At 32.5% G+C, this 21,965-nt stretch carries 22 protein-coding genes, 1 tRNA gene and 1 other RNA gene; 13 read left to right on the plus strand and 11 right to left on the minus strand.

Annotated features, from left to right (window positions below):
* Positions 1-315: 315 nt before the first annotated feature.
* From ACNC7R_RS08900 to ACNC7R_RS08915, 4 genes are read left to right on the plus strand one after another with little or no spacing between them, the layout of a single operon-like run.
* Positions 316-801, plus strand: a complete 486-nt coding sequence (locus ACNC7R_RS08900; RefSeq protein ID WP_417940592.1) for a SixA phosphatase family protein — start codon at positions 316-318, stop codon at positions 799-801.
* Between the two features lie 5 nt (positions 802-806).
* Entirely contained in the window at positions 807-2,885 is a 2,079-nt protein-coding gene (gene ppk1, locus ACNC7R_RS08905) for a polyphosphate kinase 1 (RefSeq protein ID WP_417940593.1), read from the plus strand.
* Positions 2,886-2,924: 39 nt separating this feature from the next.
* The gene (locus ACNC7R_RS08910; RefSeq protein WP_417940594.1) at positions 2,925-3,815 is read left to right on the plus strand and encodes a Ppx/GppA phosphatase family protein; all 891 of its coding nucleotides are present in this window, start codon (positions 2,925-2,927) and stop codon (positions 3,813-3,815) included.
* Positions 3,816-3,830: 15 nt separating this feature from the next.
* Positions 3,831-4,412, plus strand: a complete 582-nt coding sequence (locus ACNC7R_RS08915; protein WP_417940595.1) for a TMEM175 family protein — start codon at positions 3,831-3,833, stop codon at positions 4,410-4,412.
* Positions 4,413-4,518: 106 nt separating this feature from the next.
* Here the strand turns inward: ACNC7R_RS08915 and ACNC7R_RS08920 are convergent, their stop codons facing one another.
* The gene (locus ACNC7R_RS08920) at positions 4,519-4,860 is read right to left on the minus strand and encodes a DNA polymerase III (RefSeq protein ID WP_417940596.1); all 342 of its coding nucleotides are present in this window, start codon (positions 4,858-4,860) and stop codon (positions 4,519-4,521) included.
* Between the two features lie 332 nt (positions 4,861-5,192).
* Positions 5,193-6,278 (minus strand): DNA polymerase III subunit gamma/tau, encoded by a 1,086-nt coding sequence (gene dnaX / locus ACNC7R_RS08925; protein ID WP_417940597.1) that lies wholly within the window; start codon positions 6,276-6,278, stop codon positions 5,193-5,195.
* 206 nt (positions 6,279-6,484) lie between these two features.
* Here dnaX and ACNC7R_RS08930 point away from each other — a divergent pair, with 206 nt between their 5' ends.
* Positions 6,485-7,060 carry a hypothetical protein gene (locus ACNC7R_RS08930; RefSeq protein ID WP_417940598.1) on the plus strand — a complete coding sequence of 192 codons (576 nt, stop codon included), beginning with the start codon at positions 6,485-6,487 and terminating at the stop codon, positions 7,058-7,060.
* Between the two features lie 426 nt (positions 7,061-7,486).
* On the opposite strand, the gene ACNC7R_RS08935 is transcribed toward ACNC7R_RS08930, so the two are convergent.
* Together ACNC7R_RS08935 and ACNC7R_RS08940 are read right to left on the minus strand one after the other, a co-directional pair.
* Positions 7,487-8,584 (minus strand): IS4 family transposase, encoded by a 1,098-nt coding sequence (locus ACNC7R_RS08935; protein WP_417940600.1) that lies wholly within the window; start codon positions 8,582-8,584, stop codon positions 7,487-7,489.
* A gap of 118 nt (positions 8,585-8,702) precedes the next feature.
* Entirely contained in the window at positions 8,703-8,921 is a 219-nt protein-coding gene (locus ACNC7R_RS08940; RefSeq protein ID WP_417940601.1) for a hypothetical protein, read from the minus strand.
* A 230-nt stretch (positions 8,922-9,151) separates the two neighbouring features.
* Between ACNC7R_RS08940 and ACNC7R_RS08945 the strand changes: the two genes are divergently transcribed.
* Together ACNC7R_RS08945 and ACNC7R_RS08950 are read left to right on the plus strand one after the other, a co-directional pair.
* Positions 9,152-9,625, plus strand: coding sequence for a BON domain-containing protein (locus ACNC7R_RS08945; protein WP_417940603.1), 474 nt, complete (start codon positions 9,152-9,154; stop codon positions 9,623-9,625).
* Positions 9,626-9,631: 6 nt separating this feature from the next.
* The gene (locus ACNC7R_RS08950) at positions 9,632-10,003 is read left to right on the plus strand and encodes a LysM peptidoglycan-binding domain-containing protein (protein WP_417940604.1); all 372 of its coding nucleotides are present in this window, start codon (positions 9,632-9,634) and stop codon (positions 10,001-10,003) included.
* 107 nt (positions 10,004-10,110) lie between these two features.
* Here ACNC7R_RS08950 and ACNC7R_RS08955 read toward each other — a convergent pair whose 3' ends face one another.
* A complete protein-coding gene (locus ACNC7R_RS08955; RefSeq protein WP_417940605.1) occupies positions 10,111-10,404 on the minus strand; it encodes a hypothetical protein in 294 nt (97 codons plus the stop codon).
* A gap of 124 nt (positions 10,405-10,528) precedes the next feature.
* Here ACNC7R_RS08955 and rnpB point away from each other — a divergent pair.
* Together rnpB and ACNC7R_RS08965 are read left to right on the plus strand one after the other, a co-directional pair.
* Positions 10,529-10,848: RNase P RNA component class A (gene rnpB / locus ACNC7R_RS08960), an RNA gene on the plus strand.
* A 30-nt stretch (positions 10,849-10,878) separates the two neighbouring features.
* Positions 10,879-12,129: a cation:dicarboxylate symporter family transporter gene (locus tag ACNC7R_RS08965; protein ID WP_417940606.1), complete on the plus strand. Its 1,251-nt coding sequence runs from the start codon at positions 10,879-10,881 to the stop codon at positions 12,127-12,129.
* 107 nt (positions 12,130-12,236) lie between these two features.
* Here ACNC7R_RS08965 and ACNC7R_RS08970 read toward each other — a convergent pair whose 3' ends face one another.
* The gene (locus ACNC7R_RS08970; RefSeq protein ID WP_008467912.1) at positions 12,237-12,431 is read right to left on the minus strand and encodes a hypothetical protein; all 195 of its coding nucleotides are present in this window, start codon (positions 12,429-12,431) and stop codon (positions 12,237-12,239) included.
* Positions 12,432-12,618: 187 nt separating this feature from the next.
* Between ACNC7R_RS08970 and ACNC7R_RS08975 the strand changes: the two genes are divergently transcribed.
* A complete protein-coding gene (locus ACNC7R_RS08975; protein WP_417940608.1) occupies positions 12,619-13,278 on the plus strand; it encodes a hypothetical protein in 660 nt (219 codons plus the stop codon).
* Positions 13,279-13,394: 116 nt separating this feature from the next.
* On the opposite strand, the gene ACNC7R_RS08980 is transcribed toward ACNC7R_RS08975, so the two are convergent.
* Positions 13,395-14,084, minus strand: a complete 690-nt coding sequence (locus tag ACNC7R_RS08980; RefSeq protein ID WP_417940609.1) for a response regulator transcription factor — start codon at positions 14,082-14,084, stop codon at positions 13,395-13,397.
* 11 nt (positions 14,085-14,095) lie between these two features.
* On the minus strand, positions 14,096-15,454 hold the full coding sequence (locus ACNC7R_RS08985; RefSeq protein WP_417940610.1) for a sensor histidine kinase: 1,359 nt from the start codon (positions 15,452-15,454) through the stop codon (positions 14,096-14,098).
* A 138-nt stretch (positions 15,455-15,592) separates the two neighbouring features.
* On the opposite strand from ACNC7R_RS08985, the gene ACNC7R_RS08990 reads away from it, so the two are divergent.
* The 3 genes from ACNC7R_RS08990 to ACNC7R_RS09000 all read left to right on the plus strand — a co-directional run bounded on the left by ACNC7R_RS08990 (position 15,593) and on the right by ACNC7R_RS09000 (position 19,299).
* Complete coding sequence (locus ACNC7R_RS08990; RefSeq protein ID WP_417940612.1) at positions 15,593-17,707, plus strand: TonB-dependent receptor domain-containing protein; 2,115 nt, start codon at positions 15,593-15,595, stop codon at positions 17,705-17,707.
* 5 nt (positions 17,708-17,712) lie between these two features.
* Entirely contained in the window at positions 17,713-17,919 is a 207-nt protein-coding gene (locus tag ACNC7R_RS08995) for a transposase (RefSeq protein ID WP_417940613.1), read from the plus strand.
* 573 nt (positions 17,920-18,492) lie between these two features.
* Positions 18,493-19,299 carry a hypothetical protein gene (locus ACNC7R_RS09000; RefSeq protein ID WP_417940614.1) on the plus strand — a complete coding sequence of 269 codons (807 nt, stop codon included), beginning with the start codon at positions 18,493-18,495 and terminating at the stop codon, positions 19,297-19,299.
* Between the two features lie 134 nt (positions 19,300-19,433).
* Here the strand turns inward: ACNC7R_RS09000 and ACNC7R_RS09005 are convergent.
* From ACNC7R_RS09005 to ACNC7R_RS09015, 3 genes are all read right to left on the minus strand, one after another.
* Positions 19,434-19,506, minus strand: a tRNA-Met gene (locus tag ACNC7R_RS09005).
* A 251-nt stretch (positions 19,507-19,757) separates the two neighbouring features.
* Positions 19,758-20,282, minus strand: a complete 525-nt coding sequence (locus tag ACNC7R_RS09010; protein WP_417940615.1) for a DUF4269 domain-containing protein — start codon at positions 20,280-20,282, stop codon at positions 19,758-19,760.
* A complete protein-coding gene (locus ACNC7R_RS09015) occupies positions 20,275-21,807 on the minus strand; it encodes an ArnT family glycosyltransferase (protein ID WP_417940617.1) in 1,533 nt (510 codons plus the stop codon). The genes ACNC7R_RS09010 and ACNC7R_RS09015 overlap by 8 nt, the downstream gene beginning before the upstream one ends.
* Positions 21,808-21,965: the final 158 nt, after the last annotated feature.

Consider the following 21,965-nt stretch of genomic DNA (forward strand, 5'->3'; position numbering starts at 1 on the left):
AACTGTTTCAAAATGAGTTTTTTGATATAATTATAACAGCTTAAAAATTCATTTTTTTAGTTGTTTAAGCTTTTTTAAAATTTATTAATTAGATTAAAAGTGTTTTAAATCAGTTGTTTCCTTGTTTGTGAATATCGATTAAGTGATGATTTTAACAGATGATCGGCACTATTTTTTGATGAATAATTTTTTTGTTAGAGTTGAAGATTTTCGTTAAATGTTAACAGAATAAAAAAATCATAGGCTTTTAGAATTTCTTTTGTAAATTAGAAATTGAATTATTTCTGGTATCTATCTTTAAAAATATCCTTATTTATGAAAAATTTAATTTTAATAAGACATGCAAAATCCAGTTGGGAAGCTCCTTTGAAAGATTTTGACAGACCTTTAATGAAAAGAGGTATTTTAGATGCCCACAGTGTTTCAGGTGCCATTGCGGAATTCCTCCCTAAAACCTATACAATCTGGAGCAGTACAGCAGCCAGAGCTTCAGAAACAGCAATAATTTTCGCCCAAAATTTGTCCTACCCATTAGAAAGTATTTTATTCAAAGACGAATTGTACACTTTTGATGAAAGGCATCTCGAAAAAGTTATCAAATCATGTGATAATAGTTTAGAAAGTGTTATTCTTTTTGGACATAACGAGGCTATTACAAATTTTGTTAATAAATTTGGAGATGTTTTTATAGAAAATGTTCCAACTTCAGGTTTCGTATCACTCCAATTCGATTCAGAAAGCTGGGATACTATTGGTAAAGGCAAAACACATAAAACTATTTTCCCCAAAGATTTAAAATAAATAACGTGTACGAACAGAAATATATCGACAGAGAAAAAAGCTGGTTAGCATTTAATGCAAGAGTACTTCAGGAAGCCGCTGATAATACGGTTCCTCTTTTAGACAGACTGCGTTTTGTTGGAATTTTTTCAAATAACTTAGATGAATTTTTTAGAGTTCGATATGCTGCAATTCGGCGATTGAGCCTTTCTGGGATTTCTGGTGAAAAATATTTAGGTGGTATTTCAGCCCATCGGTTAATTAAAGATATTACAGAGATTGTTATTCAGCAGCAATCTGAAAGTCTGCGTATTTTAGGGAATATAGAAGCAGAACTTGAAAATGAAAATATTTTTATTATAACGGAAGATCAGATTAGTCCAAAACAGGAAGCTTTCTTAAAAGACTTTTACATGCAAAAGTTAAGTCCGGAACTGGTGACCATTATTTTGAATGATCTCGCTGTTTTTCCTGTTCTAAAAGATACTTTAGGGTATCTCGCAGTACGCTTAGAACTGGCAAATGATGAGATTCGTTATGCTTTAATTGAAATTCCTAAAAACATAAACAGGTTTGTTGTTCTTCCTTCAGAAGACGAAAAACAATACGTGATTCTAATCGATGATGTTATTCGATATAAACTAAAAAGCATCTTCAATATATTTGATTTTAAAAGCGTTTCAGCGCATATGATCAAAATTACACGTGATGCCCAATTAGATATTGACAGCGATTTGAGTAAAAGTATGTTAGAAAAAATTGCAACATCTGTTAAAGATCGACGAATAGGAGAACCGGTTCGTTTTATATATGATAGCCAGATTGAAGATGATACACTGCATTTCTTTTTAGATAAAATGAAAATTGTAGAAACGGATAGTGTTATTCCTGGCGGAAGATACCATAACCGCCGTGATTACATGAGTTTTCCAAATTTAGGACGATACGATTTACTCTATAAACCTAATGAGCCTTTACCGGTTCCAGGATTGAGTCTTGACGGAAGTATTTTGGAAAAAATAAATAAAAAAGATTATTTGGTTCATGCTCCATACCAGTCTTTTTCATACCTGACTAAATTTTTACGAGAAGCAGCATTAGATCCAAAAGTAACCAGCATCAAAATTACGTTATATCGTCTGGCTAAGAATTCACAAATCATCAGTTCGCTGATTAATGCTGCTAAAAATGGTAAACGGGTAGTGGTGCAGATAGAGCTCCAGGCACGATTTGATGAAGCTTCGAATATTTCGTATGCAGAACAAATGCAGACTGAAGGAATTGAACTTATTTTTGGAATGAAAGGATTAAAGGTTCATAGCAAAATATGTGTTATTGAAAGAGTTGAAGACGAAAAAACACGTCGTTACGGATTTATTTCTACAGGGAATTTTAATGAAGCTACCGCTAAAATTTATACTGACGTAACGCTTTTTACCTGTCATCAGGGAATTTTAAAAGATGTTTCTAAAATTTTTGAATTCTTCGATATCAATTACAGAATACACAGGTACAAACATTTAATAGTATCACCTCATTATACCAGAACCAAATTTATTAAACTGATTGATCGTGAAATTTTACATGCCCTGGCAGGTAGAAAAACTCATATAAAACTGAAAATGAATAGTTTGTCTGATTTTAAAATGATCGATAAGTTATATGAAGCGAGTAACGCAGGAGTTAAGATTCAATTGCAGGTAAGAGGAATTTGTTGTCTGATTCCGGGAATTCCGGGAATGAGCGAAAATATTGAAGCAATCAGTATTGTTGATAATTATCTGGAACATTCTCGGGTATATATTTTTGGCAATGCAGGTTTAACAGAAGTATATATTTCTTCAGCTGATTTTATGACCAGAAACCTTGACGGAAGAGTAGAAGTTACTTGTCCTATTTATGACTTATCTATTAAAAAAGAATTAATAGATAATTTTAATATTGCCTGGAAAGGGAATGTAAAAGTGAGATACCATTCTTATAAATTAGACAATAAATATAAAGCCCGAAATCATCATGCTCCTTTCAGGGCACAATTAGAAACATATAAATATTATCAGAATAAAATCGAAATAGCCGAAACTGCTGTCGAGAAAACAAATTAATAATTACATAAATTTTAAATTTCAAATCATAAAGTGAGCATGATTAAAATAAAAAAATATGCAGCAATAGATATTGGTTCAAATGCTATGAGGCTTCTAATATCCAATGTTGTAGAACAGGAAGGCAAAGAGCCTCAGTTTAATAAAAGTTCACTAGTTCGTGTACCAATACGTCTTGGGCAGGATGCTTTTACGGTTGGTGAAATTTCGGAAGAAAATATAGATAGAATGGTTGATGCTATGAAAGCATTTAACCTTTTAATGAAAGTTCATAAAGTAGAACGTTATATGGCATTTGCAACTTCTGCAATGCGTGAAGCTTATAATGCCAAAGAAGTTGTAGGGCTGATTAAGAAAAAAGCCGATATAAAAATTGAAATTATAGACGGAAAAAAAGAAGCTGCCATTATTGCTTCAACAGATTTACATCATTTGCTTAGAACAGATCAGACCTATCTTTTTGTGGATGTTGGGGGTGGAAGTACGGAATTTACTCTTTTTTCAGATGGGAAAATGATCAATTCCAGATCATTCAAAGCAGGAACAGTGCGTTTGCTGAATAACATGGTTCATGATGTGGTTTGGGATGAGATTGAAAAATGGATCAAAACCAACACCAAAGATTATGAGGAAGTTACCCTTATTGGTTCAGGAGGAAACATCAATAAGTTATTTAAAATGTCAGGGAAGCAGCAGGAAAAACCGCTTTCATACATTTATATCAATTCACAATATGCTTTTTTAAATTCTTTGACTTATGAACAAAGAATTGCCGAATTAGGTCTGAATTCCGACCGTGCCGATGTAATTATCCATGCCACACGTATTTATCTGAATGCGATGAAATGGAGTGGGGCACGCCAGATTTATGTGCCAAAAATAGGGCTTTCTGACGGAATCGTAAAAGCAATGTATTACGGTAAAATTTAATTTAGAATTTAGTAAATGAATAAAACCAGACTTGAAGCATTCAGTGATGGCGTTTTGGCGATTATTATTACCATTATGGTTCTGGAAATTAAAGTGCCAAACGGACATGAGTTTGCCGATTTAAAACCGCTTATCCCTAAGTTTCTGAGTTATGTCATTAGTTTTGTATATGTTGGAATTTATTGGAATAACCATCATTACTTGCTTCATGGTTTGTCTAAAGTAAACGGAAAAATTCTTTGGGCTAATATGCATTTGCTGTTTTGGCTATCCTTAATCCCTGTTGCGACAGGATGGATGGGCGAAAATAATTTTAAACCGGAAGCCATGACTTTATATGGTATCGTTTTGTTTTTATCTGCGATTGCGTATTTCATTCTGCAAAGGCTTATCATTATTAACGAAGGAGAAAATTCGGTACTGGCAAAAGCGATAGGAACCGATTTTAAAGGGATAGTATCTACAATTTTATATCTTGTAGGTATTGCTTCTTCTTTTTATATCGAATGGATTTCTGGAGCAGCTTATCTGGCAGTGGCCTTATTATGGCTTATTCCAGATAAGAGAATTGAAAAGGTTTTTAACTCAAAAGAGTAAAGATACTGTCTCAAAAAGTGTGTAAGTTGAAAAGTTCAAGGCTTCGTTTTTTTATAATCGGAGCCTTTTTTCAAATACAAAAGTAAAATTGGTTTAAAATAGGATACTAAGGCAAATCCAGTCCAAATGTAGAACGTAAAAGTTCAATATTTGGATTGATTTCCAATAAACGATTGTAGCGGTCCTGGTCGTTAAAACTTCTTTTATTTTCTATTGTTTCATTTACAATGACTTCAATTGTAATGTCATGATTGTGTAAATGTCCTTTTAAATAGCCTAAGAGGCCGTTAATCTGACTTTCAAAATCTAATTTAGAACCTTCATTTGGCAATTCGATTGTGATTACGGTTCCGTTTAATTTAGGGTCGTTAATCAATAGTAGCGATTCCATGATTTTGAAACCTTTTTCACCTAAACGCTGCGCATATTTGTTCCAGTACAAAAGCATGTCTGTTTCAGTAAATTCTTCTGTAAGCAGTACTGAAGTAGGTTTTACATAAGATTTACCATTGGCTTCCAGCTCTTTTTTCTTTCGGATACTTGCCAGAGAAAAAGCGGAGACTTTAGGTTCACTACTAACTTCAGATTGAGAGGCAATAGGAGTTTGTGCTTGTTGAGATGCAACTGTTTCTACTTTTTGTGAAGCTGTATCTTCAGTTATAGTTTCTGAATTTTCAATTTTAGATGTTGGAATTTCAGCTTCAGTAGTATGACTTTGGACTTTAGACTTTGGACTTTCAACTATTGAATACCCTCCGTTTTTAAAATAAGTGGGTGGAATTATAAATTGCTCAGCTTTTTTTTTTCTCCATCAAAGGTGATAGAGGCTAATTGCATCAGACATAATTCGACCAAAAGACGCTGATTCTGGCTTAATTTGTATTTTAAATCACAATCGTTAGCAATGTCTATTCCCTGCAATAGGAATTCCTGAGAACATTTTTGAGCTTGTATGCCGTACATCTGCTGTGCCTGTTCGCCAACTTCAAGCAAACTTAAAGTAGCAGGGGTTTTACTTACTAATAAATCCCTGAAATGCGAAGCTAAACCGGCAATAAAATGATGCCCGTCAAAACCTTTTGCAAGGATATCGTTGTATGCCAGTAAAAGATCCGGAATTTTATTTTCTAAAAGCAAATCTGTAATCGAAACATAGGTCTCGTAATCTAAAACGTTTAGGTTTTCGGTTACGGCCTGACGCGTTAAATTGGTTCCACAGTAGGAAACCACACGGTCAAAAATGGATAAAGCATCACGCATCGCTCCATCTGCCTTTTGAGCGATAATGTGCAAAGCATCATCTTCAAAACTGATTCCCTGACTTTGTGCAACATCAGCCAAATGTTCCTTGGCATCTTTTACGGTAATTCTTTTGAAATCAAAAATCTGACAGCGTGATAAAATCGTCGGAATGATTTTGTGTTTTTCTGTTGTCGCTAAAATAAAAATAGCATGTTTTGGCGGTTCTTCTAATGTTTTCAAAAAAGCATTAAAAGCTGCCGAAGACAACATATGAACCTCGTCAATAATATAAACTTTGTATTGCCCGGTTTGAGGCGGGATTCGAACCTGATCAATCAGGTTACGAATATCATCAACGGAGTTGTTTGAAGCAGCATCTAACTCAAAAACGTTGAAAGCAAAATCTTCATTTGGATCATCATATCCGGGCTGATTTATTTTGCGGGCCAGAATACGCGCGCAGGTTGTTTTTCCAACACCACGCGGTCCTGTGAATAAAAGGGCAGAAGCAAGGTGATTGCTTTCTATGGCATTTAACAAAGTGTTTGTAATGGCTTTCTGTCCCACAACATCCTTAAAGGTCTGAGGGCGGTATTTACGAGCCGATACTACAAATTGTTCCATATTCTGTTTTATTCGATAGCAAATATAGCGTATAATTTAATGATTTGAAAATTTAAAAATTGAAAGATTTTTAAGTTATTGAATTGAAATATTTTGAGAAAATTATTTAAAATTAATTAATACAATTATAGGAATTTTACAAAACAAAAAAACATTATTTTAGCGATAGCCAAAAATCATTTTTAAATAAACTAACCGACTTTGTAATGGAAAAAATAACTTCTAAAGTTCTTAATCTAAAACCAATAACCTTAATATTTCTATTCACCATAATCCCTTTTATTTCATGTATCGTAACCGGAATTATACAGTTTATTGGTGTTTTTGCCAATTTTGAATTTATCTTTCCGCTAATTTTAATTACACTAACTATAGCCGGAATAATTTATTTTGTCTGGGTTTGGGGAGTCATGTATCATATTGAAGAAAAAGTAGCATTAGACAAAAAGTATTTCAAAATTGCCTATTGGATATTCTTCTCTCACGCTTTAATTAGATTTATATTAGGTCTGGAAATGGACATTATAAAGAATCCAATTTTATTAGAAAACACAACCTGGACCATTCTTGAAATAGCAGGAAGTTTTTACATGATGTTTGTGTTTGCGAGTTACATTTATATAAGTTATTTTGTGGGTAAAAAAATCCACTCATTGCAAGAGAACAGCCGTACACATGAACTCCTTTATTTCGCTGCAGCATGGTGTTTTCCTATTGGAATTTCTCTTTTACAGGCCAGATTATTAAAGCAGAAAACAATTTTTGATATCATTTCTAAGTAAAAAAAGGAAAGAAATTATTAGAATTATTCAGATCAAAAAATAATGAAAATACATAATCAAAAAAAAATTCAAAATACGTAGATGATGTGTCGCTATTTTGAGTAAAATTCAAAATCAAATAAACTGTATTTACCAGAATTTACAATATCTAAGAAGATAAATGATATAATTGAAAATGAAGAAAACAGTTTTGACGGCGTAACGAAAATATTAGAATTATTAGCTGAAATTGACAATTTAGAACATACTAATGATGTGCACTGGTTCGATTATAAAATACATGTCTTGAGCGTATTAAGGCAAAATGGGTTTAGTGAAAATGAATAATTAACTCAAAAATAAAAACTTAAACAAATCTATATGAAGCAATATGCTTTGGAATTTAGTACTTTAAATTTAAAAGTATATAACTTTACAGATCTATTTTTAAGTACATGACAAAAAGCAAAACATATTGTTTTCCAAAGATTTAAATCCTGTCAAAAGAAATTTTGACAAATAATCTAATCCATACTTGAAAATACTTACTGCTCTTCTGCCATGTTTTTTTATTATTATTTTCTGGATGCATTCATCCAAATAGTCGCCAATTTTATAACACCATACAAAAGCAATCATTGTTAGAGAAAATAGTTTTTCTAATCTTTTTAAATCCGTCACATGTGTGTCTTCTATGTTAAAACCACTACTTTTTAAACCTCTAAAAAGAGTTTCAATTTGCCATCTTCGTTTATAATAAACCATTGCTTGTTCTGGTTTATTGAATGATACAATAATTAAAAATTCTATTTTTCCATCCCTAGCAATGGTCTTGCTCCCAGAAAGATAGCATTTTTGACCATGTAACTCCACAATTCTCGGATAGTGGTAAAACTCGCCTATTTTTAAATTATTGAATAACCAAAAAGCCTTAATCTCTTCCTGTTTTTGATAAGAATAAATTTTGAAATTATTTCTGATTCTAATATAATACCTAATATTGTTTTGGTTTAGAAACTCTAACCATTTATCCCCAACAAACTCTCTATCAGCTAAGAGACAATCTATACTTTGCCTCCCGAACCATTCTATGTAGGTTTTGATTAAATCAATCCTCTCTTGTATATCTGAATTTCCTCGTTTATCCAACATTTTGAACATCAATGGAAATGCAACATTTTTATAACTGACTCCCAACATTAGAATGTTGATATTTTTAGTTCCGAACTTCCAATTGGTTCTATCTAAGACCAATACCAAATCGCATCTTACCGGTAATATATTGAATATCAAAGAAGAAACTATTTTCATAGGAAAGTCAAATTCCTTCATGAATCTTTGAACCCTCCTATAAGAGCTATTTTTATTGGCGGTTGTATCAAATCCCGATGCTAACCTATCATAATTAACTGTTTTTATTTTGCATAAAGCCGTTATAAATAAACAAATGAGCTTGACCCTTGCTAAATTGAGTTTCCCTTTGAAATGACCTTGTAAAACTGAAATAAGCTCTGTATCTTTACCCTCAAGACTGGTATTCTTCATTATAAAAATTATGTCGTAATAATTCTATAATGTACGAAATATCAGTCTTTTTTGCAAATTAATTAACCTGTATATTATTGATTTTTAGCAAAATATAATTTTGTCATGTACTAAAGATCTATTTATCTTCAAAATTATTTTTTCTAATATTCATTCCGTATGTGTAATTTGTAGAAAGAATTACATCGTTACAGTCAAAATGCTTGATAACTCCATTTTCTTGCAAAGCTACAACCCAACACGTATTCTGATGCATTCCGTAATCGATAAGAAAAATGGCCTGGCCCGTTCCAAGCGGTGTTTCTACTAATATTGAAGGTTTTAATTGATGTATCATAATAATATTAAATTTTTTATAAAAGTACAGTTGCTTAGAAATAAAGGAGTTATATTATTATAGAAATGCTTTACAGAATTAAGGGGGGGATGTTTTACTAATTTTGATTTTCAGAATTTGGAAAGCAGGGATTTACTGGAAACCATATAAATCCTCAGTCATAATCCTATAAAATTTTGATCATTAGTCTGTTTAATTTTAAAAACAGTTAATTATTAAAAAAAAATATTATGAAAATGAAATCAATTGTATTAGGAATGAGTCTGGCTCTTTCCTTACTGGCTTGCAGCCCTAAAGATGCCGATATCCAAAAAGAAATTAATGAAAAACTAGCAGACACGCCGGAAGTAAAGGTTTCAGTTCACGAAGGTGTTGCAACCATTATAGGAACTTGCGATGATGAGTCTTTCAAAAAAAACATTGAGCGTTCTGTGAAAGCCGTTAAAGGAGTAAAATCTGTGGTGAATAATTGCCAGATTCCGGTTCCAAATGAAGAACCTGCCGCTGTCATAATCAATTCGGATGCTGATCTAGATAAATCGGTTGGTAAAGTAGTCAAATCTTATGAAGGTGTGAGTGCAACAGTTGTGGGCGGTGTGGTTACGCTTTCCGGAGAAATTAAAAGAAGCCAGTTACAGCCTTTAATCCAAAGCATACAGGAATTGAAACCTCAAAAAGTCGATAATAAATTAATAATTAAATAAAACGTTATGGACTTACAGGAAAAATACAGCGAATTAATTAATCTGGCTACCGATTTAGGAGTAGATAAATGGCAGGTAAGAGAACAAAACAGCGTGTTATATATTGATGGCAACGCTAAGTCAGCAGCTGATAAAGACAAACTTTGGGATACTTACAATAAAATAGATCCAGATTACAGATCAGCGGATGTAGTAATGAATATTGAAGTTGCGCAGGGAGTTTTAAGGGAATATACTGTTGGAAATGGTGATTCACTTTCTAAAATTGCCAAATCATACGGCGTTTCCTGGCAGGATATTTTTGAAGCAAATAAAGATATTATTTCAAATCCGGATCTGATTCAACCGGGATGGAAACTGAAAATACCAACACTATAAAATTGAGAAAAATTCAATTTAAAAAATTCCAAATTCCAATAGTACAAATGTAACATTGGAATTTGGAATTTTATTTTGTCTAAGTTTAACAATTGGAATTTAAAATTTTACCTCCCCCTAATACTTAAATCAAATAAAAATTTAGCGGTTTCCTGATCTGAATCTGCAGAAAAGCCAGCTACATAAACGCCTTTTTTGCCTGTAGTCGATTTAATTCCGTATACAACTGCCTCATCGCCCGGGTCAGATTCCCCTTCGTATCGATACACATGAACAATTTCAAATTTCTCAGGATTTTTTTTAATCATATCCGAGTTACGATTAAAATCACAGGTAAATCCTTTTTCATTCAATTGATCTAAAGCTTTTGAAACAGTTGCGTAATGATACATTCTTTTCATAATAAACTGAATTTAAAATTATAGAATCTTAAAGATAACCAATTTGAGATTAATAAGTTACAAAACTTTACTAAAATCCTAAATTTATATTTTAGCTTCTTAGGTGATAAAATGTTACTTTTGCACCGCAGACCGCCTTATCGTCGTTCGCTTTTGCGGAGGGAGGAAAGTCCGGACACCACAGAGAAGCATAGCGGGTAACACCCGTCGGCGTTAGAAATGGCGCAAGGACAAGTGCAACAGAAAGTATGTACAGGTAATGCTGTAGTGAAACCAGGTAAACTCTATGCGGTGAAATACCAAGTATATCAGCATTTAAGGGCTTCTCGTTCGTTGCTGAAGGGTAGGTAGCTTGAGTTCCGAAGTAATTCGGAATCTAGATAAATGATAAGGTATTGTTAGTGATAACAAGAACAGAATCCGGCTTACAGGTCTGCATTTTTTATATATTTGTGAAAGCTCTAATTCATTTTCATGAATATAAATACTCACAATTCTTCTTCAAAAACTAAGAAAACACTTTTTCGTTCTGTAGTTACTAATCTTACCTTTTGGGTTTTAATTGCCATTATTGCAGGGATTTTGCTCGGACATTTTTCGCCTGAAAATGGTGTAAAAATGGAAGTTGTTGGTAAAACTTTTGTCGATATTATCAAACTTTTTATTGGCCCAATTATATTTTTAACGATTGTTTTGGGAATTTCCGGAATGGGGAATCTTAAGAAAGTGGGACGAATTGGTGTAAAAGCTTTGGCATATTTTGAGGTTATTTCGACCATAGCGCTGGCAATTGGCGTAGGAGTTGCGTATTTTTTTCAGCCAGGCAAAATTGACAAATCGGGATTGGCTTTGCAGGATGCGAGTAAGTACACGAATCATGCCGCAGAAAACTTTTCGTGGCTGCAGTTTTTCTTTTCGAATTTTACGCTGCAGGTTCTTTTGGCTGCTATTATCTGTGGTATCGCATTGAATTTTTATCAAAAAAGAGAACAGACGATTTTGGTTTTGGAACGTTTCTCAAAAGTCGTTTTTACCGGATTAAAATATGTGATGTACTTGGCTCCGCTTGGGGCTTTTGGCGGTATGGCGTATACGATTGGGAAATTTGGTTTGGAGACTTTAATTCCCCTTGGGAAATTGATGTTATGTGTTTATCTGACTATGGCTTTATTTGTATTTTTGATTCTGGGGAGTCTTTTGAAATATTACAAAATCAATATCCTGTCGATTTTAAAATACATTAAAGAAGAACTTTTACTGGTTCTCGGAACTTCATCCTCTGAGGCGGCTTTACCAAGTATTATGGTGAAGCTGGAACAAATGGGCTGCAGTAAATCGGTTGTAGGATTGGTGGTTCCTACGGGGTATTCATTTAATCTTGACGGAACTTCAATTTATCTTTCGATGTCGGTTATTTTTCTTGCTCAGTTATATGATGTGCATTTGAGTTTTTTTGAAATCCTGACCGTAATCGGAATTCTGATGATTACTTCAAAAGGTGCGGCAGGTGTGACTGGAAGCGGATTTATTGTTTTGGCTTCGACTTTAACGGCATTGCATAAAATTCCGGTTGAAGGACTGGCCTTTTTATTGGGCGTTGATAAATTTATGAGCGAAGCAAGGGCGATAACCAATTTGATTGGAAATACAGTCGCAACCATAATAATTTCGAAAACGGAACGGGATTTTACAGAGCTGAATCTCAATCCTGTTAGCGAGGAATAAAGATTTTGTTTTTATAAATACACAAAGCGCCAGGCTTTAATACGTTTGTATCTGCTTAAGCGCTTTGTGATTTAAAAGTGTGGTATTTAGAATGTAGTATTTAAAATCTAGGATTCGTCTTTGGTTGTGCGTACTAAACTAATTCCCGACATGAAAAACACAATACCGAGTATTCCGTAAATAATCAGTGATTTAATATCTCTTGTTTCGCCTGATGTGCCGGCAAATATAACTGCTGTATAGATTAAGCCTACAATACCAAGAATGGTAAGTAATCCTCCGAAAAATCGTTTAAGGTTCATAATTGTAATGTTTATTGGTTCATCACAAATTTATCTTTAGAATTGTTAATTGGTGTTATACAATTGTTTATGAAATTTATATGATTTAAAGGAATTTTATTTCCATTTTTAGTAGATAATATTGTAAGATTTTATAGACTCATGTTGTTTAAATACTATTTTTGCCTGCGATTAATTTTGAGTCAGAATGAAAAAAAGCATTTTTATATTTTTTATCTTATTTAAAGTCTTAAATGGTAATGCACAGGAATTTCGCCCATTTGCCGGAATTGGAGGGTTCGTTCATTTGTATTCTTTTGAAAAAGATTTGCAATCATCACCTGCTATTAGTCTTTCTGCAGGAGTAGAATACAAAGCAACAGGATTTTTATTACCGGAAATAGAAATAAATTATATGTATGGTAAGTATAAAAATAAGACAGATTCAAGTGATTTAGAGAATGTTTTACATGCTTCAGACAGATCATTTTCTGCAGTAAATTTTAGTTTTTGCCCTAAAATACTTTTTGGTGATTATGATGATCCTTCCAGTCTTTGTATACAAATACTTCCAAAATACATGTATTCATTGATTGATGTTACAGAAACGAATGGTAATAATACAATAGGCTCTCCTCTTACCGAAAGAAATTTAGCAGTTTCAACCCATAATTTTGGATTGGGCGTAGGAATTGTTGCTAATTTTGACACTTGGTATTCAAATTCTTTGGTAATTAACGTGTGTTATAATACTATCCGTGTTTCTGATTCTTTTGATGAGTTGAATCCAGGTAAAGAACCCACAGATAATTTGGGAGTTTTTGGAATAGAGTGTAAATATTATTTTGGTGTCAAAAGGCTAAAATAATGTGGTTTTACATTTAATCTTCTTTTAATATGAAACAGAATTTGTTCTCTTAAGGAATTTTGCTTTAGGTTGGATAATCGGAAAATAATTTAGTAATATCATAAAACCTTGACAAATCAAGGTTTTTCTATTTTAAATTCCAAACCAATATTACGAACACTTTCAATTTTGATTTTTGGATCTGAATTAAAATATTTTCTAAGTCTGCTGATGAAAACATCCATACTTCTCCCGGAGAAATAATCGTCTTTTTTCCACACAGACATTAAAATTTGATCTCGTTTTAATAGCTGGTTATGGTTTAAATATAAATATTCGATAAGGGATGCTTCTTTCTCTGTAAGCTGTTGGATATGATTTTTACAATTGAGAGTTAAACGTTCGTTATCAAAAATATAAGAACCAATTTCAATTCTATTATTTCCGTTCAGACTTCTCTTTTGTTCAATTCTCTTTAATATATTCTGCAGGCGAAGCACTAGTTCGTCTACTTCAAAAGGTTTTGCAATATAGTCGTCCGCACCCAGTTTCAATCCAATAATTTTGTCTTCTTTTAACTTTCTGGCAGTCAGAAAAATAAATGGAATATCGGGATTAATTGTAATTATTTTTTCGGCCAATGTGAATCCGTCCAGTTTAGGCATCATTACATCCAAAACACAAATATCAAAGGTTTGGTTTTTAAAATAGTCTAAAGCGATTTCGCCATTTTCAGCCCACACTACCTCAAATTGATGCAGTTCTAAATATCTTTTAAGAATCGCAGCAAAATCAAAATCATCTTCAGCTAAAAGTAGTTTTTTCAAAATACAGTAAATTAAGCTTTAAACATCATCGTAAACTCGGTACCTTTGCCTAAATCGCTAATTACAGCAATAGTTCCGTGGTGTGCTTTTATAATCTGATCGACATAATAAAGTCCCAAACCTAGTCCTTTGGTATTGTGTAAATTACCTTGTTCAACTCGGTAAAATTTCTCAAAAAGCAAGGCTTGTTTGTTTTTAGGAATTCCAATTCCGTCATCTTCAATACTCAAAGAAAACTGATTCTGGATATTCTTAGTTTTAATCAGAATGTTGCTTGAACCATATTTTACAGCATTTTCCAGCACATTTAAAATAGCGGTTGTCAGGTGAAATTTATCCAGAACTAAAATCGTTTTTTCAGTCTGAAAATCGGTTAGAATACTAATTTTTGGATTCCCGATCTTAAAATCTTCAACAATAGAAAGTAAAAAAGCCTCGGTATTTATCTTTTCTTTCTGTAATTCGATTTCATTTTCTGCCAGTGAATTCGCCATTACCTGATCAATCAGATTTTGAAGACGATTGTTCTGACGTGAAATCGTATTAACAATTGCGTTAAAATTTTCATCGTTTTCACGAATATTTTTCTGTTCCAGAATTTTGGTAGAAATACCCAAAGTTGCTAAAGGTGTTTTGAGTTCGTGCGTAATATTATTGATAAAATCGGTTTTGACATCGCTGACTTTTTTCTGTTTGATTAAAGCTCTAATGGCTATTACAAAAAGGGTAATCAGGGTTAAAATCGAAAGAAGTGACAGTATCAGAATGAAAGTCATTCGTCTTAAAATAATCATTTCCCAGTCAATAACCGAGACATACATCGAGTCTTCGGTCAGTAATTTGTAATCCAGATTTTTAAAAGTTCCGTTGATTGTTCCAACGTAATTCCGAACCAGAAAGGCATCATGTAAGGAAACCAAATTGCCATATAACCTGTTTTGGATAAAAGGTTTTTCAGAGAAAATAGTATCGACCTTCTGGGCATTTTTGTAAAGAATGAATTTATTGAGTACAATCGCAAAATCAATTTTCAAATTTGGCAGATCCCTTTCAAACTTGCGTTTGATTTTTTGCGTTAAAGCATCGCTGTATTCATTTTTGAGAATGCTGTTTTTAATATCAGTTTTGTTCTTTTTACCCTGAATGTAATTTTCAGATAATTGTTTGTAAAGGTTTTCCTTTTTTGAAACAATAACCGAATCGATATCACTGTAATTATTCGATATCTGTGCGATTTCGTTTTTTATTTCGGTATGAAACTGTGCCACCTTGTATTCATAAGTGGTCTTCACTAAATAGCATTGCACCGTTGATAAAGCAACCAGGGCCACTACTGAAAATCCTATTAATAAATTGATTCTTTGTTTCATACAATCCGAAATGCTTTCGCAAAAATAGGGCTTTTGTGCTACATTTTGCTCTTTAACCCAGCATTAACCTCCAATTAACTTTCGCAATGCATTTTTCGAAGCACTTTTGCAGCTGTAGAATCTAAAAAAAAATGTCAAATGAATATTTACCTGCCTTATAAACTTTTTATAGTGTTATTGCTTTTTTTTCTTTCTTTTGCTGTCAAAGCCCAAAATGAGATACCTAAAGACAGTATTTCAAATAAATTAAACGAAGTTGTAGTCACTCAAAACAAAAAGACTTTTACAAATACAAATGGAAATATTAAGGTTGATGTGGTTAATTCAGTTTACAATTCAATTCCAAATACAGTCGATTTGCTTTCCAAACTACCAACCGTACAGATTAGTCCGGATCGCGAAAATATTTCGATAATTGGGAAAGGAAATCCGCTGATTTATATTGACAATCAAAAAGCGGGTATTAATGATCTGAATGCTTTGGCTGTAGCCGATATCAGGACGATTGAAATCATTCAGAATCCGTCTTCTAAATATGAAGCTGAAGGACGGTCTGTTATTCTAATTACCCGAAAATTCAGTAAGAAAGACAGTTTCAGGACTGAAATATCAGAAGTTGCTTCATTTAAGAAAAATTACAACAATTACCTCGGATTCAATTCCAGTTTCAAAAAAAACAAACTCGAATGGAAAGTCAATTTCAATTACAATCAATTAAATCCCTGGGAAAGTCACAGTATTGAGTATGAAATTCCGCAGGCAGCAATAGTATCTGATTATGGTGTGTCTGCTCATACCAAACGGAAGCAGTTTGTTTTTGGCGGTGGCTTGTTTTATAAAATAAGCGAAGATGATTATTTTTCGGTTAACATCAACAGTAAACTGCAAAGCGATTCTTTTGATATCAATACAATGACCTACAACAAGAATCAGGATGCTGAAAATGATGTTTTTACTTTTAGCGATAATGATAATAAGAAGAATTTTGTAAACTCTTTTTTGAACTATTCGAAGAAAATAAAATCACTTAACACACAATTATTTACTGGGATTCAGTATTCAAACTTAAACCAGGGATTGTGGAGTTTGGTTGAAAATAATTATAATGATACTCAGTCTGAATTGGCTCAGAATCGCACTCAAAAATTCAATGTAGCTGTTTTTTCATCAAGGACTGATTTGGAAACAAAATTTAAAGATGAAATGAAATTAGAATACGGCGGGCTTTATTTAGAAGCCAATTCCAAATCAAATTTCAGTGTTCTGGACTACGAAACCAATGAAAATGAGTTAAGTAATTATAGGTTTAAAGAAAAGAACATAGCATTTTATAGTCAGTTTTCAGGAAAGATAATAAAGGTGGAATACTCAGTGGGACTTAGGGCTGAAAACACAAATGTAAACGGAAAATTCTCGACAGATTTACAGCCGTTGGTGAATAAAAATTATACAAATATTTTCCCGAAAGTACAGTTTACGTTTCCGGTTGACAGTATCAAAAGTATCAGTTTGAATTATGCCAAAAGCATTTTGAGACCTAATTATTCGTCCTTAAGCCAAGGAACGACTTATATCAATCCATATTTTTTGTATGGCAGGAACATCAATTTAGACCCGACCTTCACTAATGAAATTTCGACGGTTTTTCAATATCAAGACAAATCGCTTAGAATGAGTTATTATCAAAATAAAAATCCGGTTTATAATAGTTTTGTTTTTGACAATCAGACTAATATACTCACATTTACAGAAATTAATTTTGATAAGGAATCTGGATTTAATATTGATTTTACACTACCGTTTACATATAAATTCTGGGATACAACAAACTCCTTAATTTTTGTAAAAAACAAAATTGAAGATAATGCAGCAATGCTTGAATCCTCAAAACCTTTTTTATATTATTACAGCAACAACACCTTTAAACTTCCAAAAGATTTTACGTTTGGATTTTCATTTTGGGGAACCACAAAGCAAAAAGAAGGCGTTTTTGAACGGAATGCCAAATTTATTTTTGATATGTCGCTGGCTAAAACTTTTGGCAAAAACTGGAATTGTACTTTGCACTATAATGATGTTTTTAAAAATACGATTTATATCGAAAGTTTTACGATCAATAATATACACTCAAATGCAAGATATGTAGTTGATGCTAATGAAATTTCAATTTCGCTTCGTTATTCATTTGGCAAAATAAAAGAAACCGAGTTTAAAGAAAAAAGCATAGACGACAATCAAAGCAGGATTCGTTAAAATAAATGAGCCTGTCCGAATACAGCAGGATTTTTTATGTGTTTCCAATGGGACAAAGAATGGAAAACATTGGCAGTGGAAAATGGACATCGGTCAACGGATACGAATCACAAGTGTTTTATTATCAGGTAAAAAGATGTGACGGATGTCCAATTAGAAGTTTGTGCCATCAAGCCAAAGGAAACAGAATAATAGAAGTAAACGCCCAATAGAAGTTGAAGTCGTCTTTGGACATCTAAAAAGCAATAATAAATTCAATCGATTTACTTTCAAAGTTTTATAAAAAAGTAGAAATGGAATTTCTATTGATGGCTATCGGGCATAATTTTCGAAAAATGGTGGACAATAACAATAAAAAGCATAAAACTCATACTGAATTTTCTGTGCGAGTTCGAAATAGAGTGATAGAAATCGAAATTTACCTTTTTAAAACCGTAACAGAATATTTTTTCATAAATCAACCAACGCAAAAACAATCCGTAAAATTTGCTGCATAAAAAAGGCTGCCCTTTTCGGACAGCCTCATTCTCTGTAGCGGGAAGCATTCAATTATCTAACCTAATTATCTGGGATTATTACAGTATTTTAGAATACGCAACTTGATTTTTCATGTTTTTTAGCTACACTCATAAGTGTCAAAAAGTATCAACCAAATTTTTAGTCCTTTTGATATTTTGCAATTAGGAAATTATATATTTGAAAATAAATAATTTGTGAAACTTGTCATGTATATAATAAAATTTGAATGGTTTTTTCACACATATAAATAAGTTGGGAGAGATTTTATGAATATATACGAGAGATATATCACAGCAATAGGAGATTTTCGAAAAGATCAAAAAGAAAATCTATACATAGCCACAAAAAGTGCCGAGTCTCTCTTTGATATTATGTATGAACTTGAAGAATCTAATAAAGATGAAGATCAAAATTATTTACTAGCTCGGATTTATTATGAATTAGGTTTAAAGTGGAAATGTAGAAAATTTGTTAAATCCTATAAATCTTCAAATCCATTAGATGATTTAAACAAATGGCAACAACTATTAAATAAAGTTGAAGACTTATTTGAATTGGGACGTTTTGAATTAGTTGAATTTAGAGATTTAAGAATGGCAAAAAAAAGAAATGCATCACAATCATTATCAAGAAACGACTTTGTATTTAATGAGGATCAATATTTCATTAGAATAAGTATAAAACCAAGCTCCAATGATATAATATTGTTAAACAAAAGAGTATTAAATGATGAGGTAGAATTTAGTGCTGAAAAGCAAAGTAGCATTACTAATGTTATTGGAAAAATAAACTCTCATTTTTCTTGGACAAATAATTTTCATAAAGAGTTAATTGATTATTACAATGAGAATTATAAAGATATTTTGAGGCATATTGGTCGTTTAGACTATGGTAAGGCTGATGATGAATGGTATGATGGATTAAGAGTAGAAAGTGCAAGCTTTCATTATAATAGTGATGATAGGTTAGAAGGATTTTATATAATTTATGATTATTATAATATGAATTCTGGATTTTATATTGAAACTTTAGATAACTCCATTACTGATCTATCTTATAATACTGACTTATAAAAACAACAGTGCTATACGAAATATTCTCATGAAAAACTGTGCAGTGTCTAATTCGACCTGCAGTCCCAATCAAATTTTTAGTAAATCTAAGTTAAACAAAAAAAGCTCCAGATTTCTCTGAAGCTTTTACTTTGTAGCGGGAACAGGACTCGAACCTGTGACCTTCGGGTTATGAGCCCGACGAGCTGCCTACTGCTCTATCCCGCGATGTTTCGGGTGCAAAGATACACACTAAATACGGTTTTGCAAGTGATTTTAGAATTTTATTTTTTAAAATTTAAGAGCCTGTTTAGATTTTATCTAATTGCTTTTTACGGCTTATTTTCCGTTATATTTCGTTAAATTTACTCAAAAATAAGTCTATTATTCTTTCAAAATTTGCCTCATCTATCGAAAAATAATCTCATAAAATCTAAATATTTAAATTTTAAACAGGCTCTAAAAAGAGATATTTTTTCTCAGATTTTATAGTCCAGTAATTCTTCGTAAATATTTCCTTTTAAGCCCAATAGCAAACCAAAAGCAGGTTCGGTTTTTAAGCCTTTTTCCTTTAGTCTGATGACCTCCATTCGAAAGTTTTCTCCTTTTGAATTTAGAATTTGATGCTCTATGAGCATGTGTCTGTAGCCATTTTGAAGTTCTGTTGGTATATTTTGTCCGAAGATTTCGATTTCAAAAGTGTTGATAAAAAAGTTGGCAATAACAGATTCCTGGTTATTTATCAGCTCTTCCCGAATGGCAAAATGATTTTCTTTGCCAAACTGCTGTTTTACTTTTTCAATAAAATCAGTTTTGTTTTTCCAATGGCAGAGAATATCCAAATCGCTGCTTACTATATCAATATTTATGGGAATTGTGCCCACTAAAACAGGCTCAAATTCAGCAAGATTTTCTAAAATTTGATGATGGGTTAAAAGAGTAAATACGGCTTGCTGTTTAGGATTTCCGTTTTGTAAATAAGCTATGTCTTTGAAATTAATCATTTATAATATCGCTTTTTTCTTTCTCGATTTCCTGTTCTAATTTTTTATTGATATCAACCTTTGCATTTGTGAAAACAAAAATCGTTGCGCCATAACCTCTTGCATATTTATCGGTGACCTGGTCGCCAATAACAGCCGATTCAAAATACGGACTCGTTTCTTTCATTTCTACATCATTTTCTTCAAAATCCTTAACGCGAATAAGGTTTTTATATTTAATACTAAGATCAAACCAATTCAGATAATCAGCATTAAAAGAAACCGCTTTGATTCCTTTTTTAGTATAATAATTAATGGCTCCGGCTTGTCCGTAATTATCGCAAAGCACAATCGTTTCTTTCTGGTTTGGAAGTAAAGCATAGACAGAATCTGTTTTTCTGGCCAATTCTTTCCACCCAAGCATATCAGCAAAGTCCTGTGGCAAATGATGGTCTTTTCCGTCTTCCCAACGAAGCAATCCCAGTTTTTTGTAGGGTTCAGAATGTGCAACCATATATTCAGGACTTTTATTTGGAAAAGCGACTTGATAAATCGGAATAAAAAGCAATAACGGAATCAGGATAAAAACTGGTTTTAGATAACGTTTCCATCCGGTATTTATGATTTCAGAGATATAAACTGCTCCAAAAGCAAGGTAAATGGGATATAAACCAATGGTGTAATACGCTTTTGCCTTGAAATAAATAAAAATTAAAAGTGTTAAAACAAATGAGGCGAAAAAGAACTGGTATTTTTTGAAAGGTTCGTAAAATAAAACGGCATAAAGTCCGGATAAAATCACAAATAATCCGCCAATGAAAAATAGAATCTGTTCTTTTAGAAAACCACCCAGATCAACATGAACCAATTGCGTTTCTTTTAACTCCTTCATGTGATGCACAATTGGAAAATGATTGCTGTACTGCCAATAAAGATTAGGCAGAATTAAAACTAATCCTAAAAGCAAAGCAAAATAAAATTCTTTTCTTGCTGCTATTTTTCGCTGTTTAGAAAGTAAAATAGCAGGAGTTAACCCTAGTAATAAAAACACGATATTATACTTATTCAGGAAACCTAAAGCGAAAATCACTCCGCCAAAATAAAGCCATTTTGTATTTTCTGAAGTCAGGTATTGTATTAAAACATAATAAATCGCAGTCCAGCATAAAATATCAAAAGAATTCGGCTGATAAAGCATATTTAAACGCAGTAAACATGAAAACAAAATACATAAAGAGCCAAGAAGTAAAGCGTAAAGATTTCCTTTTAAAAGTTCGATAGTTTTCCAGACAAGCAAAAGTGTCAGGGCTCCAAACAGGGCAGGGAAGAACTTTACCCAGAAAACCGAATTTCCAAGTAATAGAATAATATAAGAAAACCACGATGTTAACGGAGGCACTGATAAATAGCCCCATGCTAAATGATTTGCCTGATCGAGATGCAGATATTCGTCACGTTGTAAATCGTATTCCGGACTTATTAAAACATACTGAAGAATGAATTTCAGAATTATAAATCCAAATAAAATCAGGTTCTTTTTGGTCATGTAGTTGTTGTATTAGGTTGCAACTTTGATTGAAAGCGCTAATGGCATAGCTAATATATAATTTATTTAGGGTTTTTATCCTAAACAATATACTTGGGTGATATAAAAAATAAAAGCTCCGGATTCTTCCGAAGCTTTGGTTGGTTTTCAATTAAAAA

This window comes from Flavobacterium adiutor (genome assembly GCF_048282555.1).
Lineage (GTDB): Bacteria > Bacteroidota > Bacteroidia > Flavobacteriales > Flavobacteriaceae > Flavobacterium.